This window comes from Filomicrobium sp., from assembly GCF_025698805.1.
Lineage (GTDB): Bacteria > Pseudomonadota > Alphaproteobacteria > Rhizobiales > Hyphomicrobiaceae > Filomicrobium > Filomicrobium insigne.
On the sequence record NZ_JAILWT010000005.1, the window covers coordinates 177,117 to 192,750 of the forward strand.

The following is a 15,634-nucleotide window of genomic DNA, read 5'->3' on the forward strand; positions in this document are numbered from 1 at the left end:
GCCCCAATGATGAACCTTGCCGAATATCGCCGGACCTCAACCCGCCTCGCGGACTTCCTGCCCTGGGCTGCACTCGCGGGCGAGGGCATCGTCCTCAACAAGGACGGCAGCTTCCAGCGCACCGCCCGATTTCGTGGTCCCGACCTTGACTCCGCGGTGCCGGCCGAACTCGTCGCCGTAGCCGGCCGGCTCAACAACGCCTTCCGCCGGCTCGGCTCGGGATGGGCGATTTTCGTCGAGGCGCAGCGCCATGGCGCCGGCGCCTATCCTGCCAGCCGCTTTCCCGAAGCTGCGTCGGCGCTAGTCGACGCCGAACGCAAGGCCGATTTCGAGGAAGACGCCTCGCACTTCGAGTCCAGCTACTTCCTGACCTTCGTCTATCTGCCGCCGGCCGAGGACGCCGCCCGCGCCGAAAGCTGGCTCTATGAAGGCAAGGCCGACAACGGTCTTGACCCACATGAGGCGTTACGCGGCTTTGCTGATCGCACCGACCGCGTCCTTCAGCTCGTCGAGAACTTCATGCCGGAATGCGCATGGCTCGATGACGGCGAGACGCTGACCTATCTGCATTCGACCGTCTCGACCAAACGCCACCGCGTGCGCGTGCCCGAGACGCCGATGTATCTCGACGCGCTGCTGGCCGATCAGCCGCTCATCGGCGGATTGGAACCGCGCCTGGGCGACACGCATCTCCGCATCCTCACGATTGTTGGTTTTCCGACCGCGACCACGCCCGGGCTGCTCGACGACCTCAACCGGCTGGCCTTTCCGTATCGCTGGTCGACGCGCGCCGTCCTTCTCGACAAGACCGACGCCACCAAGTTGCTGACCAGGATCCGGCGGCAGTGGTTCGCCAAGCGCAAGAGCATCATGGCGATCCTCAAGGAGGTGATGACCAACGAGGCTTCGGTACTCGTCGACACCGACGCGGCGAACAAGGCCGCCGATGCCGACCTCGCGCTGCAGGAGCTCGGCGCCGACTATGCCGGTCAGGCCTATGTCACCGCGACGGTCGCGGTCTGGGACGCCGATCCACGCATCGCAGCCGAGAAGCTGCGCCTGGTGGAGAAGATCGTTCAGGGCCGTGACTTCACCGCGATGGCCGAGACGATCAACGCCGTCGACGCCTGGCTTGGCTCGCTGCCGGGCCATGTCTACGCCAACGTCCGGCAGCCGCCGATCTCGACGCTCAATCTCGCCCATATGATTCCGCTGTCGGCGGTGTGGGCGGGGCCGGAACGGGACGAGCATTTCGGGCAACCCCCCTTGCTTTATGGCAGGACCGAAGGATCGACCCCGTTCCGGTTTTCCCTTCACGTCGGCGATGTCGGCCATACGCTGGTGGTCGGGCCGACCGGCGCGGGGAAGTCCGTGCTGCTGGCGCTGATGGCGTTCCAGTTTCGGCGCTATCCCCGCTCACAGGTGTTCGCCTTCGACTTCGGCGGCTCGATCCGTGCGGCCGCGCTGTCCATGGGCGGTGACTGGCACGATCTCGGAGGCGGTCTGACAGAAGGCGCGGCTGACAGCGTCTCGCTGCAACCGCTCGCCGGCATCCACCATGTGCCGGAACGCGCATGGGCGGCCGATTGGATCGTCGCGATCCTGCAGCGCGAGGGCGTGACGATCGCGCCGGTGGTGAAGGAATACATCTGGACGGCGCTGACCTCGCTGGCGAGCGCGCCCGTTGGCGAGCGCACCCTCACCGGACTCGCTGTCCTCCTTCAGTCAAACGATCTCAAACAGGCGCTCCGGCCCTATTGTGTCGGCGGCGCCTACGGCCGGCTGCTCGACGCCGAGAGCGAGCATCTTGGCGAAGCCGTTGTGCAAGCGTTCGAGACGGAAGGCCTGATCGGCACGGCCGTCGCACCGGCCGTGCTCGCCTATCTCTTCCACCGCATCGAGGACCGCCTCGACGGCAGCCCCACGCTGCTCATTATCGACGAAGGCTGGCTGGCGCTCGATGACGAGGACTTCGCCGGCCAGCTCCGTGAGTGGCTGAAGACCCTTCGCAAGAAGAACGCGTCCGTCGTCTTCGCCACCCAATCGCTCTCCGACATCGACAGCTCGGCAATCGCGCCGGCCATCGTCGAGAGCTGCCAGACCCGGCTGCTATTGCCGAACGAGCGCGCGATCGAGCCGCAGATCACTACGATTTACCGCCGCTTCGGGCTCAATGACCGCCAGATCGAGATCCTCGCCCGCGCGATGCCGAAGCGCGACTACTACTGCCAATCCCGGCGGGGCAACCGGCTCTTCGAACTCGGTCTGTCTGACGTGGCGTTGGCGCTCTGCGCCGCCTCCTCAAAAATCGATCAGGCTGCCATCGAGCGCGTCATCGCGGAGCACGGCCGCGAAGGTTTCCTGCCGGCCTGGCTGCGTCTGCGCGGCGTCGCCTGGGCCGCTGACCTTATCCCCAACCTCAATAACCTGGAGACCCAGCCATGATCTTCCGTCGCTCATGCGCGGCGCTTCTTGCCGCGTCGATCCTTTCTGTCCCGGTGGCGATGTCGCCCGTGATGGTCCAGCCCGCATCCGCGCAATGGATCGTCTACGACCCGACGAACTACGTGCAGAATGTTCTCTCCGCGACTCGCGCACTGGAGCAGATCAACAACCAGATCACGTCGCTTCAAAACGAAGCGACGATGCTGATCAACCAGGCGCGCAATCTCGCGAGCCTGCCTTACTCCTCGCTTCAGCGCCTGCAGCAGTCCGTGCAGCGGACGCAACAACTCCTCGGCCAGGCGCAGCGCATCGCTTACGACGTCCAGCAGATCGACCAGGCGTTCACGTCCACCTACGGCAACGCGTCGCTCTCGGCATCGGATCAGCAGCTCGTCGCGCAAGCGCGCGAGCGCTGGCAGAACACCGTCGGCGGCCTGCAGGACGCCATGCGAGTGCAGGCCGGCGTCGTCGGCAACATCGAGACCAACCGCGCCGAGATGTCGGCGCTCATCGGCCAAAGCCAGGGCGCAACCGGCGCCTTGCAGGCGTCGCAGGCCGGCAATCAGCTCCTCGCCCTCCAAGCCCAGCAGCTCGCCGATCTTACGGCCGTCGTCGCCGCGAACGGACGGGCACAAGCGTTGTCTGAAGCGGAGCGCGCTGCGGCTGCCGAACAGGGTCGCGAGCAGCGTCGCCGCTTCCTGTCCGCCGGCAGCGGCTATCAGCCCGGCAACGCCCGCATGTTCCCGAATGGCAACTAAGGCCCCTCGCGAGGATCAGGTCATGGACGGCAAGCTCTTGGCCCGCCTCGGCGCCATCGTCTTCGTCGCCGTCGCCATCACCGCGACGGCGATCGAGATGACCCGGAAAGAGGAAGAGCCGGCCGGCCAGGTGCTGCGGCCAGTTGAGGTCACCCCGGCCGATCCACTGCGACAGGCGCAACGGCGCTGCCAACTGCTTGGCGAGGCCGCCGCGCGGGATACCGAATGCCTGCGCACCTGGGCCGAAACCCGCGACCGCTTCCTTGGCGTTACCCCCGCGCCAGCATCGCCCCAGCCGCAGGACGGGCGGTGAACCATGGGCGGCACCGGCGTCATCGACCAATTCCTCGAGGTCTTCACCCGCTATATCGACGGCGGCTTCGGCCTGCTCGGCGGCGAGGTGGCGTTTATCGCTACCACGCTGATCGTCATCGACGTGACATTGGCCGCTTTGTTTTGGAGCTGGGGCGCCGACGACGACATCATGGCGCGCCTGGTCAAGAAGACCCTGTTCGTCGGCGTCTTCGCCTACATCATCGGCAACTGGAACAACCTCGCGCGCATCGTCTTCGAGAGCTTCGCGGGGCTCGGCCTGAAGGCGTCAGGTACGGGTTTCACCGTCGAAGATCTCATGCGCCCAGGCCGCGTTGCGCAGACCGGCCTCGATGCCGGCCGGCCGCTGCTCGATTCCATCTCCAACCTGATGGGCTGGATCGCCTTCTTCGAGAACTTCATCCAGATCGCCTGCTTGCTGTTCGCCTGGGCCCTCGTGCTGCTCGCCTTCTTCATTCTCGCCGTCCAGCTCTTCGTCACCCTGATCGAGTTCAAGCTGACGACGCTGGCGGGCTTCGTGCTGATCCCCTTCGGCCTGTTCGGCAAGTCTGCGTTCATGGCCGAACGCGTCCTCGGAAACGTCATCTCAAGCGGCATCAAGGTGCTGGTGCTCGCCGTCATCATCGGCATCGGCTCCACCCTGTTCTCCCAGTTTACGGCCGGCTTCGCGAACCAGACACCGACGATCGACCAGGCGATGGCGATCGTGCTCGCCGCGCTCGCGCTGCTGGGCCTTGGAATCTTCGGCCCCAGCATCGCCAACGGCCTCGTCTCAGGTGGTCCGCAGCTCGGCGCCGGCGCGGCGGTCGGAACCGGCCTCGCGGCGGGCGGCGCTCTGGTTGCGGCCGGTGCGGCTGGCGGAATGGCGCTGCGCGGCGGCGCCGCTGCTCTTTCCGGAACTGCTGCTGCCGCTCGAGGGGGAGCGGCCCTGGCCGGTGGCGCCTCGACGGCCTACAGCCTCGGCGCTGCCGGCCAGTCGGGCGTGTCCGCCGTCGGGACCGGACTCGGTGGCGTTGCTCGCGCCGCCGGCGCGGCCGCCAGCTCACCGCTGCGCCGCGCCGCCTCCCGCGCAGCAGACGGCATGAAGTCGAGCTTCTCCGATGGCGCCAAGTCCGCGTTCGCCGCGACGGGCGGCACATCGACCATGGCCTCGATCGGCGCGAGCGCGTCCGAGGCTGCGCCGTCCTCGGCTGCTGCTGACGGGCCGCCGGCCTGGGCCCGCCGCATGAAGCGCTCTCAAGCCCTGAGCCACGGTGTGACCGCGGCCGCCCACGCCGTGCGCAGCGGCGACAGCCACGGCGGCGGCTCTTCCATCAATCTGTCCGGAGGCGACCGCTGATGTTCAAAAGACCCTCGACCCACTACGGCAAAGCGCCCGAACCCGAGACGCCGTACCAGCGCGCCGCTCAGGTCTGGGATGAGCGCATCGGCGCCGCACGCGTCCAGGCGAAGAATTGGCGCTTCATGGCGTTCGGTTCGCTGCTTCTGTCCGCCAGTTTCGCGGCGGCGTTGGTTTGGCAATCGGCGCGCGGGACGATCGTCCCTTGGGTCGTCCAGGTGGACAGGTTGGGCCAGGCACAGGCGGTCGCGCCCGCCGTTGCGGACTATCGTCCGACCGATCCGCAGATCGCGTTTCATCTCGCGCGCTTCATCGAGCAGGTTCGTTCGATTCCGTCCGACGCCATCATTGTTCGGCAAAATTGGCTGCGCGCTTACGACTTCACGACCGACCGCGGTGCGATGGCGCTCAATGACTACGCGCGGTCGAATGATCCCTTCACCAAAGTCGGTCGACAGCAAATCGCAGTCGATGTCTCCAGCGTCATCCGCGCTTCGCCAGATAGCTTCCGCGTCGCCTGGGTAGAGCGTCGCTACGAGAACGGCCAGCTCGCCGAGACGACCCGCTGGACCGCCATCCTCACCATCGTCGTGCAGGTTCCGCGCAACGCCGATCGGCTGCGCGCCAACCCGCTCGGCATCTACGTCAACGCCATCAACTGGTCACGGGAGCTTGGGCAATGAAGCCGCCTTACCGTAAAGCTGGAAACCCGGCTTTTCGCATTTCCGCATTTACGCTTCTCCTGCTGTGCACGTCGGCGCTCGCCGGCTGCGCCACGGCGAACAGGCCGCCAGATATCTCCTATGATGACGCCGTGCCGGCGGCGCTGAGCGCAAATCCCCCGGCTCCCGTGCGCGTGGTCGAACTGCCGAGACCTCTTCCGCTCCCCGGTCAGATGAAGCCCGTCGAGCCGTCCCGCGGCACACCCGAACCCACCGATCCGACAGCGCGCGTCAACCAGGCGAACGCCGCCGCGCGTGTGCAGCCGGTCCGCGACGGCTTCATCAACGCCATGCAGGTCTATCCCTATACGGGCGGCGCGCTCTATCAGGTCTACACCGCCGTCGGCCAGATCACCGACATCGCGCTTCAGCCGGGCGAGCAACTGGTCGGCTCCGGTCCGGTCGCCGCCGGCGACACGGTTCGCTGGATCATCGGCGACACGTTGAGCGGCTCGGGCGCCACCCAGAAAGTCCATATCCTGGTGAAACCGACCCGCGCCGACTTGATGACGAATCTCATCATCAACACCAATCTGCGCACCTACCACATGGAGCTGCGCTCGACCGAGCGCACCTATATGGCGTCGGTGTCCTGGCAGTATCCGCAGGATCAGCTTATCGCGCTGCGGCGCCAGAACGCGCAGGCCGAGGCCAGCAGTCCCGTCGCCACCGGCGTTGACCTCGCCAACATCAATTTCCGCTACGCCATCGAGGGCGACCGTGCGCCGTGGCGACCGCTGCGCGCCTACGATGATGGTCGCCAGGTCTTCATCGAGTTTCCCCGCGGAATCGGTCAGGGCGAAATGCCGCCGCTGTTCGTCGTCGGTCCGGAGGGCAACACCTCCGAACTCGTGAACTACCGCGTCCGCGCCAACTACATGATCGTCGACCGGCTGTTCGCAGCCGCCGAGCTGCGTTTCGGCGCCGGCGACCGCCAGAAGCGCGTCCGCATCGTTCGCACTGACGGGAGGCCGACGTCGTGAGCGATCCTGAGCCCCGGAAAGAGGAAGACGATGCGCCGCTGGCCGGGTCGGCCGGCAACGCGGCCGACCCGATGCGGCTCCGAGGTGAGGCGCCGCGTGTCACGCAGCTCTCGCGTAAGGTGCTCGCTGGCATCGGACTCGTGGCGAGCGTCGGCATCGGCGGCGCCTTGATCTATGCGCTCCAAACCCGCGACGCGGGAAGACCGGCGGACGAACTTTACTCGACCGACAATCGGTCGACCGCCGATGGCCTGGCCGGATTGCCACGCGATTACAGCGGAATTCCCCAGCTCGGTCCGCCGCTCCCGGGCGACCTCGGGCGACCCATCCTGGGCGCGCAAAGTCGTGGCCAGCCATTGCCGAACCAGCCCAACCCCGGCCTCAGCGCGGAGGAGCAGCGCCGGCTGCAAGAAATAGAGACCGCCCGGGTCAGCAGGCTGTTCAGCGGCTCCGAGAACCGGCCCATGGCCTCGACAGGCCCCGGCGCCGCGACGATCGCGCCGCCGCCGGCGCCTAATCTCACTGGCCTCGGCCTCGCGCCACCACCCGCCACCCCATCGGCCCAGGATCGCCAGCTCGCATTCCTCAATGCGGCCGCCGATCGGCGCACCGTCGCACCCGATCGCGTCGCCGCACCGGCGTCGCCTTACATCCTTCAGGCAGGTGCGGTGATCGCAGCAGCGCTCATTACTGGCATCCACTCGGATCTCCCGGGCCAGATCACGGCGCAAGTGACGGAGAATATCTACGACAGCCCGACAGGCCGCATTCTTCTAGTGCCCCAAGGCACACGCGTAGTCGGGCAATACAACAACAGCGTTCAGTTCGGTCAGAGCCGCGTGCTGCTGATCTGGAACCGGCTGATCTTCCCGAACGGACGCTCCATTGTGCTCGAGCGTCAGCCCGGCGCAGACGTTGAAGGCTACGCGGGCTTGCAAGACGGCGTCGACTACCATTGGTGGGATCTCGCAAAGGCGGCCGGCCTCTCGACGCTGCTGAGCGTCGGCGCTGAGCTTGCGACCAATGACGACGACCGCTTGATCCAAGCGATACGCAACGGCGGCCAGGACACCATCAACGATGCCGGCCAGCAGATCATCCGCCGGCAGCTCAACGTCGCGCCGACGCTGAGCATCCGGCCCGGCTTCCCGGTCCGCGTGATCATCACGCGGGACTTGGTGCTCGAACCCTACGGAGGCTAGCCAATGGCCAAGCTAAAGCTCGGAGCGATCGAAGACGACAAGCCGGTGAAGATCTCGGTGGAACTGCCCGCCGCCCTTCACCGCGATCTCCTCGCCTATGCGGAAATTCTCGGCCGCGAGAGCGGGCAAGCTATCGAGCCCGCTAAGCTAGTCGCACCGATGGTCGCGCGTTTCATGGCCACCGACCGGGGATTCCTCAAGGCGAAGCGCACGGTGAGTAGCGGTAGTTCATAGGCCGATGGCAGCGGCGCACAGCAGCGCTGGAGAGCATCCGCCGCCTTTGCGCCGGCAATATGCTCGCCGCGTCGCAGGGATCATCGAGCTGATGCGCCACACAACCTCAAAGCTCCGTGCGGCCATGAGGGGTCCATATTCGTCCAGCCCCAGGTTGCCATGATAGAGCAGCTCATGGCCATCGATCAGGTTGTGGGTCGCTCTTTAATGTTGGGCGTTTTCATGCTTGAGGGACGCCCAGGCCCGCGGCGAGAGAATCCTGCGTTGCCCTGCCGCCAGTCACGCAGGGACATAACGCCTATAACGAGCGCAGGATTTCATGCGCAAGCACGCAATTGAAGCGATACATGTGTCTTTCGCTACCACCTGCGCGATCCGCTAAACGCCGTTCAGCCGCACACCCAACGGTGGGCAGCGCTCTTCCAGCAACTGAATGAAATTCCGCAGCGCCGGGTTCTCGTTGCCTGGCATCCAATAGGCACAAAAGCCAACACGCGTCGATCCATTGCCGTCCCGTGTCTCGCGGAACACCATCCCAGGCGGGACAGACCCCATGCAGGACTCGCAGACCACGGTGATGCCGTGTCCCGCACTGACCAGGCTCTTCAGGCTCTCCGCGTTGACATCGTGATGATCGATGTTGAGTGACTCTCCCGGTGTAACCAGCTTCGCGATCAGGATGGATTCGATCTCGGGGCCGGGGTCGCGCGTGCTCAGCACGAAGCGTTCGCGCTTCAAGTCGCCCCAATTGAGGACCTCTTTGGCCGCAAGTTCATGGGCTTCCGGAAGTGCGATCAGGATCCGTTCGCTCCACAGCGCCATCGACGTGCCACCTTCGGCAGTCGGCTCACCAGTGACGATCGCAATGTCGATTTTCCCGTTTCGCAGGCCGGCGCACAAACGACATCGCTCGTCCTCAACCACGCTGATGCGCACTTGCGGAAAACGGCGTGCATAGTCGAGCAGCGTGCTGCGCAGATTCCCGGCCGAGAGCGATGTGTAGAACCCGGGCCGAAGTTGTCCGGCCGCGCCCCGCGCCACTGCATCTGCGGCATCCACAATCGCTTGGACATCATCGAGAACGCGCCGTGCGCCTTGAAGAAAGTCGCGCCCCATAGGTGTCGGCTGTACGCCCCCATTGGTCCGTTCGAACAATCGGTAGCCGAGGCACTCCTCAAGAGTTCGGATTCTGCGGCTGAGATTTGATTGCTTGAGCCCAAGTACGTCGGCCGCCTTGCGGAAGCTGCCGTGCTGCGACGCCGCATCGGCATAGCGGAGATGCTTGAGCTCAACCGGTAACGTTCCGAGGTCTCGGACGCGCATGTCACGGTCGCGATGTTATCTGCCGCCCGCTGCTCGGTCTGTAAACAGAACTCCCGCAGCCCAAGCGGGCATCAACGCGAGACAGGCAGCTTGACTTGCGCGCCAGCATCGAGCACGCGCTTGAACGCCGCATCGACATCGTCGACGTTGAGCATATAGAGCTATTCGGCGCCGAAGCGGCGCCTGTGCCATTCCTGCGGCTTGGCAGCGTGCCGCACTCGATTCGCCGCTCATTCGCGCGAGTGCCTTTGATTGCCATGATTGCTCGAAACGTCACTTCTTGTCTTCAACCAGCACGAAAACGTTTCCCTCCGAATTCTTGAACATCGGCTTATCCATCTCAGGCCTTGCTCTTGCGTTCCCTTTGAGGAAAGACTGAAAACGATCCAGATAGAGATAGACAATCGGTGTCGTGTACAGCGTGAGCAGCTGACTAAGCACTAGCCCACCGACCATCGCGTAGCCGAGGGGCTGCCGTAGCTCCGAACCAGTACCGGTTCCGAGCGCCAACGGTACGCCCGCAAGGAGCGCAGCCGCGGTCGTCATCAAAATCGGGCGAAACCGCAACAGGCATGCTTCGCGAATGGCGACGACCGGCGGCAAATGTCGGTCGCGTTCGGCCACGATGGCAAAGTCAACAAGCATGATGCCGTTCTTCTTGACGATACCAATCAACAGAATGAGGGCGATGATTCCGATCACCGACAGATCCATATGGCCGAATTGCAGTGCGAGCAGTGCGCCGATGCCCGCGGATGGCAGCGTGGAGAGGATAGTCAGCGGATGGACGAAGCTTTCATAGAGAATCCCGAGTACGATGTAGACCACCACGAGCGCGGCGATGATCAGTATCGGCGTGCTTGACAGCGAGTCCTGGAATGCCTGCGCGTTGCCCTGGAACGTGCCAGTGACCGCACCGGGCATACCGATATCAAGTGCCGACTGCCTGATAGCATCGACAGCCTGGCCGAGAGCGACGCCCGGCGCGAGGTTGAACGACAAGGTCACGGACGGAAACTGCCCCTGATGCGTCACGGACAGTGGCCCCACCCTGGTAGTATCGAAAGTCACCAGCGCGGAAAGTGGCACAGCGGCTCCGGTCAGCGGCGACTTCAGGTAGATACGCTGAAGCGAGGAGAAATCCGTCTGGAGCTCTGGAAGCAGTTCCAGAATGATCGGATAGGTGTTGAGCTGCGTAAAGTACTGCGTGATCTGCCTTTGACCGAAGGTATCGTTGAGGGTGTCGTTGATCAGTTGCGGCGAAATCCCGAAACGCGCCGCCTGATCGCGATTGATCTGCACCTGGATTTGCGGCGCATTGGCGAGAAGATCCGTTGCGACATCCGCAATCTGCGGCAGCGTCCGCATCTTATCCAAAATTCTCTGGGACCACGTCGTCAATTCACCGACGTCGACGCTTTGCAGCGTATATTGAAAGCTTCCGCGCGAACTTCGACCGCCGACTGTGATGTCTTGGATCGGCTGCATGGACAGGTTTGCGCCCTGGACCTTGGCTAATTGCGGCCGCAGCCGGTTGATGATCTGCGAGGCCGTCTGGGTGCGTTCCTCGCGCGGCTTAAGGACAATGGTGAAGCGGGCAGTGTTGGCGGTCTGCGCATTTCCGTTGCCGCCCGTGCTGGCGGTCGTTGCACTGACACCCGCAACGTCGGGATCGCGCAGCACGACCTCGGCCAACACTTTCATCAGGCGCTGCATTTCTTCGGACGAGGCCCCCTGCGCGGTTTCCGCCACGCCTCCGATCAGTCCGGTGTCCTGTGTCGGAAAGAATCCTTTCGGAATCTGAATGGCCAAAACGACGGTGAGCGCCATGGTTGCAAAGAACACGGCCAAAGTCGTTGCCTGGTGCCGGAGCACAATGTCGAGCGTATAGCGATATCCGGAGAGGATTCCGTCCAGCACACTCTCGATCGCACAATAGAGGCGCCGATGCTGGCCGGTATTCGGCCAAATGAAGCGCGAGCAAAGCATCGGCACGAGCGTGAGCGAGACGATGACCGATACCAGAATCGAGGCTGTGACCGTGAGGGCGAACTCGCGAAACAGTCGCCCGACAATGCCGCCCATGAGCAAGAGCGGGATGAAGACCGCAACCAGCGACACGCTGATTGACACAATGGTGAAGGCGATCTCGCGGGACCCGGCCAGCGCCGCCTCGAACGGCGACTGTCCCTCTTCCATGTGGCGATAGATGTTCTCGACAACCACAATCGCGTCATCAACGACAAAACCAATGGCGATGGTGAGCGCCATCAATGAAACGTTGTTGAGACTGAATCCGAGGAGATACATCGCGGCGAACGACCCGATCAGCGCGAGCACCACTGTGATGCTCGCGATCAGGGTCGCCCACACGTTGCGCAGGAACAGCAGAACCACCAGCACCACGAGGGCGACCGTAAGCACAAGCGTGAACTCGACCTCGTGAACGGACGCCCGGATGGTGACGGTACGATCAAGCACGGTCTCGACCGTGATCGCAGGGGGCAGGTTCGCGGTCAGCTTGGGCAGTTGCGCCTTGATCTGATCGACCGTTTCGATGACGTTCGCACCGGGCTGCTTGTTGACCGAAAGCAAGATACCCAGAACGTTGTTGTAATGGGCCGCTGTATTCCTGTCAGATGCCGCGGAAACGGCGCGCCCCACATCCCGCACCCGAACCGGCGCGCCATCGCGATACGCAATGATCGCGTCCTCAAACTGCTCTGCCTCGGTGATCTGATCGTTCGCGACAAATGCGAAGCTCGCCTTCGGTGTCGTCAGGCTACCCTTTGGTGCATTGGTGGTGGTGTTGACGAGGGCGCCTCGCACCTCTTCAAACGTCAATCCGCGCGCCGCGAGTTTTCCCGGATCCAGTTGAACCCGAATTGAGGGCTTCTGCTCGCCGCCGATCGAAACCTGGGCGACACCCTGCACCTGTGAAATCTGCTGCGCGAGGAAGTTGTCTGCATATTCGCTGACGGCGGTCAGCGGCAGCGTCTCTGAACTTACCGAGAGGATCAGGATGGGCGCCTCGGCCGGATTGAGCTTGCGATAGGTCGGCGGCGATGTCATCGACTCCGGCAAGTTTCTGGAGGCGGCGGAGATCGCCGCCTGAACGTCCTGCGCGGCCGCGTCGATGTTGCGATCCAAATCAAACTGGATGGTGATCGACGTCGCGCCGAGCGCGCTGAAGGACGTCATCTGCGTGACACCGGCAATCTGCCCGATCTGGCGTTCGAGCGGAGTCGCAACTGACGAGGCCATGGTTTCGGCGCTGGCGCCCGCGAGTGTGGCCGTGACCTGAATCGTCGGAAAATCAACCTGAGGAAGCGGCGCAACGGGCAAGAGGAAGAATGATGTCATTCCGACAAGGGCTAGCGCCGCCATCAGCAGCGTGATTGCGACCGGTCGTCTGATCGATAGGTCGGAGAGATTCACGATCCACTCCGTGCATCGGCGGATTGCGGCTTTGCGATACTCACCAAAGCGCCGCGCCGCAGCCGGTAATGCCCATCGATTACGACGCGCTCTCCTTCGGACAGGCCTGATGCAACCACCGTCAGATCACTCGTCGTCAGTCCGACCTGAAGTGGACGCGGCTCCGCATTGTTCTTACTCGTCACGATCCAGGCGAACAGACCCTGCGGTCCGCGTTGTACTGCGCTGGACGGGATTGTCAGCGCGTTGCGCTTGATCGCGACCAGCACACGCGCATTAACATATTGACCCGGCCACAGTTGGTCATCAGCATTGGCAAACATGGCCTTGAGACGAATCATGTCGGTGGCCTGATCGATGACATTGTCGATAAGCAGAATCGTACCCGTGTCGAGCGCGCGCCTGTTGTCTTGGTCGAAGGCCGTAACCTCGACAGGCCCGCGCGCCATAGCCTCCCGTAGGTCCGGCAGCACGCGCGCCGGCAGCGTGAATTGAACCGCCGCAGGTTGGATCTGCACGAGAGTGGCAATCGGTCCGGACTCCGACACGCGTATCAGATTGCCGGGGTCAACTAGTCGGACGCCCATGCGGCCGTCGCTTGGCGCGGTGATCGTGGCGTAGTTTAGCTGAGTTTGCGCGGTGGCTATCGCAGCCATGTCAGCCTCGATGGAGGCTTTCAACTGATCGACCTTGGCCTGCTGCTGGTCGACATTCTGTTGCGTGCCGATATCCTTTTGCGCGAGCGCCTTCGAGCGTGCCAGATCTTTTTCCGCACCAGCCAGCAATGCGGCGTTCTGCCTCTTCCTGGCTATGGCTTGATCGAGCGCCGCCTGGAACAGTCGCGGATCGATCTTCGCCAATACGTCGCCCTTCCGGACGCGTTGTCCTTCGGTAAATAGCACCTCCTGCAGTTTGCCGTCGACTTGGGAACGGATACCGACGGTCAATGACGCCTGCACCGTTCCCAGTCCTGAGAGATGAATCGGGACGTCCTGTCTCGTCACCGTCGCGACGCTCACAGGTGCGGGCGCGGGCGCGGGCGCCTGCGAGCGCGCGCTGCGCTCTTGCGGAGGACTCGGCGCAAATTGCCAATAGAGCAGTCCGACGACGGCAATCGCTGCACCGGCGCCGACGAGAATTGTGCGACACAGGTTTCGGACAGACATATCCACCTTTTGTCTGATGCGCCTGCAGATAAGAAACCCGGTTTATTCGAGTTGACCGGCGTCAGAGGCGAGCTAGTCCTTTAACGGCCTGGGAATGGACCGGCCTTTGTCCTTTTCCGACACAATGAATTCGAGGAAGCGGAGTTTTTCGGTTGAACTGGGATTCCAGTGCGCATGAGTAGTCCCGGCTGGGACCAGCAAACTATCGCCCGCATGCAAGGTGACCGGCGGCTTGCCTTCCTCCTGCCAGATGCCAGTGCCGGAGAGGATGTGGAAGGTGACAGCGGCCGGATGAAAGTGCCGGGGATTGATGCCGCCCGGCTCATATTCGGTGTGGTAGACGGCGACTTCCTGGTTCACCGTATCGGGCACGGCTGTCTTCAGCAGCGGCGTATGCGGGATCACGCCTCGCTTTTCCTGGGCGAAGGCCGGCTGGGTGTAAGCCATGCATAGGACTCCTGCTGCCACAATGATGCTGAAGAGAGCGCCTTTAGGCACGCCTTGCCTCCCGACGCTCTGAGATGCCCAAATGCCGGGTCCGGCTGGACCCGGACGTTGCACTGACGATAGCCCATTAAAAACCGAGCCTGAACCAGCAGGATAGTGCATGCGCGTCCTCCGCACGAAGTCCGATTACTCAAAGTATATTGGGGTGAAGATCATTGTCAGGCAAACGCGTTTAACTTACCGTGTCCCCAAGAAAAGATTGGGGTCTCACATGATGCGGCGATTACCCTCGCTGAACGGACTGCGCGCTTTTGAGGCAACTGGCCGGCACGGCAGTTTCACCGCCGCGGCAAGAGAGCTGAACGTCACCCAAACAGCGGTAAGCCGCTTGGTCCGTCTGCTGGAGGATCGTCTTGGTTTTCCTCTGTTCCGGCGACATGCGAACGCGCTTGAGCTAACGGCGCAAGGGCAAGCACTGCTGTCCGGTCTGACCGATGCTTTCGATTCCATCGCCCGGCTCACTGAAAGCGTTACGGCGATGCGTGGTGGCCCGGTGCTAACGGTTGGAGTCGGCCCAACCCTGGCGGTCACTTGGCTGATCCCGCGACTGGCACACTTCTATCGCAGCCATCCCGACGTCGAAGTGCGCATGGCGACGGGTGGCGCAACTCGCCCGGTACGCGATGACTGGACCTGCACTATCCGACGCGATACCGACGCGTTACCGGGCTACAATGCAGAATGCCTATTCCCGAGCACCGTCGTGCCGGTCTGCACGCCTAAGCTCGCATCGACGCTGCGCTCGCCTGACGACTTGCGCAACGCGACTCTCATCGTCGTGTCCCACATGCCAAACGAATGGCCACACTGGTTCGCGGCGGCGGGCTTACGCTCCCCCGTGCACCCCGCCGGTGAGGTGTCATTCGAGAGCAATGTCATGGCGATGCAGGCGGCACTCGACGGGGTCGGAGTCGCCATCGCTCAAATCCCTTACGTCAGCGATGCCCTGGCAGCGGGCCGCTTGGTCGCGCCATTCCCGATCGTCGCGCACACAGTCGGGGGTTGGCTTCTAGAATACCGCGCTATTCGAAAGGAAGATCCGGCACTTCTAGCTTTTCGCGGTTGGTTGCACCAGGAAGCTGATCGGGCGCGTCAAGTTGAGAACATGCTAGTCAAGCAAGGATCAATAGAACGACGAGAAAGGCCAAGCGCTTGAGGTCTTCAACTTCGCTAAGATTCGCGAA

13 protein-coding genes are annotated in these 15,634 nt (G+C 63.4%); 9 read left to right on the forward strand and 4 right to left on the reverse strand.

Features of this window, described 5'->3' with window-relative positions; translation table 11 throughout:
• Nucleotides 1–6 precede the first annotated feature (6 nt).
• From trbE to K5845_RS14390, 8 genes are read left to right on the forward strand one after another with little or no spacing between them, the layout of a single operon-like run.
• Entirely contained in the window at nt 7–2,445 is a 2,439-nt protein-coding gene (trbE, locus tag K5845_RS14355; RefSeq protein ID WP_287959319.1) for a conjugal transfer protein TrbE, read from the forward strand.
• On the forward strand, nt 2,442–3,203 hold the full coding sequence (gene trbJ / locus K5845_RS14360) for a P-type conjugative transfer protein TrbJ (protein WP_287959320.1): 762 nt from the start codon (nt 2,442–2,444) through the stop codon (nt 3,201–3,203). The genes trbE and trbJ overlap by 4 nt, the downstream gene beginning before the upstream one ends.
• Before the next feature lie 22 nt (nt 3,204–3,225).
• Nucleotides 3,226–3,516: a putative entry exclusion protein TrbK-alt gene (gene trbK-alt / locus K5845_RS14365; RefSeq protein WP_287959321.1), complete on the forward strand. Its 291-nt coding sequence runs from the start codon at nt 3,226–3,228 to the stop codon at nt 3,514–3,516.
• A gap of 3 nt (nt 3,517–3,519) precedes the next feature.
• Nucleotides 3,520–4,875, forward strand: coding sequence for a P-type conjugative transfer protein TrbL (gene trbL, locus K5845_RS14370; protein ID WP_287959322.1), 1,356 nt, complete (start codon nt 3,520–3,522; stop codon nt 4,873–4,875).
• Nucleotides 4,875–5,558, forward strand: a complete 684-nt coding sequence (trbF, locus tag K5845_RS14375; RefSeq protein WP_287959323.1) for a conjugal transfer protein TrbF — start codon at nt 4,875–4,877, stop codon at nt 5,556–5,558. The genes trbL and trbF overlap by 1 nt, the downstream gene beginning before the upstream one ends.
• Nucleotides 5,555–6,580 carry a P-type conjugative transfer protein TrbG gene (gene trbG / locus K5845_RS14380; RefSeq protein WP_287959324.1) on the forward strand — a complete coding sequence of 342 codons (1,026 nt, stop codon included), beginning with the start codon at nt 5,555–5,557 and terminating at the stop codon, nt 6,578–6,580. The genes trbF and trbG overlap by 4 nt, the downstream gene beginning before the upstream one ends.
• Entirely contained in the window at nt 6,577–7,782 is a 1,206-nt protein-coding gene (locus K5845_RS14385) for a TraB/TrbI/VirB10 family type IV secretion system protein (RefSeq protein ID WP_287959325.1), read from the forward strand. The genes trbG and K5845_RS14385 overlap by 4 nt, the downstream gene beginning before the upstream one ends.
• Nucleotides 7,783–7,785: 3 nt before the next feature.
• Nucleotides 7,786–8,016 (forward strand): DUF2274 domain-containing protein, encoded by a 231-nt coding sequence (locus tag K5845_RS14390; RefSeq protein WP_012112757.1) that lies wholly within the window; start codon nt 7,786–7,788, stop codon nt 8,014–8,016.
• 378 nt (nt 8,017–8,394) lie between these two features.
• On the opposite strand, the gene K5845_RS14395 is transcribed toward K5845_RS14390, so the two are convergent.
• The 4 genes from K5845_RS14395 to K5845_RS14410 all read right to left on the reverse strand — a co-directional run bounded on the left by K5845_RS14395 (nt 8,395) and on the right by K5845_RS14410 (nt 14,390).
• Entirely contained in the window at nt 8,395–9,339 is a 945-nt protein-coding gene (locus K5845_RS14395) for a LysR family transcriptional regulator (protein ID WP_287959326.1), read from the reverse strand.
• Between the two features lie 273 nt (nt 9,340–9,612).
• Nucleotides 9,613–12,777: an efflux RND transporter permease subunit gene (locus K5845_RS14400; protein WP_287959327.1), complete on the reverse strand. Its 3,165-nt coding sequence runs from the start codon at nt 12,775–12,777 to the stop codon at nt 9,613–9,615.
• Nucleotides 12,774–13,943, reverse strand: coding sequence for an efflux RND transporter periplasmic adaptor subunit (locus tag K5845_RS14405; protein ID WP_287959328.1), 1,170 nt, complete (start codon nt 13,941–13,943; stop codon nt 12,774–12,776). Before K5845_RS14405 ends, K5845_RS14400 begins: the two co-directional genes overlap by 4 nt.
• A gap of 72 nt (nt 13,944–14,015) precedes the next feature.
• Nucleotides 14,016–14,390, reverse strand: coding sequence for a cupin domain-containing protein (locus tag K5845_RS14410; RefSeq protein WP_041575152.1), 375 nt, complete (start codon nt 14,388–14,390; stop codon nt 14,016–14,018).
• Nucleotides 14,391–14,661: 271 nt separating this feature from the next.
• Here K5845_RS14410 and K5845_RS14415 point away from each other — a divergent pair, with 271 nt between their 5' ends.
• A complete protein-coding gene (locus tag K5845_RS14415) occupies nt 14,662–15,606 on the forward strand; it encodes a LysR substrate-binding domain-containing protein (protein ID WP_287959329.1) in 945 nt (314 codons plus the stop codon).
• Nucleotides 15,607–15,634 lie beyond the last annotated feature (28 nt).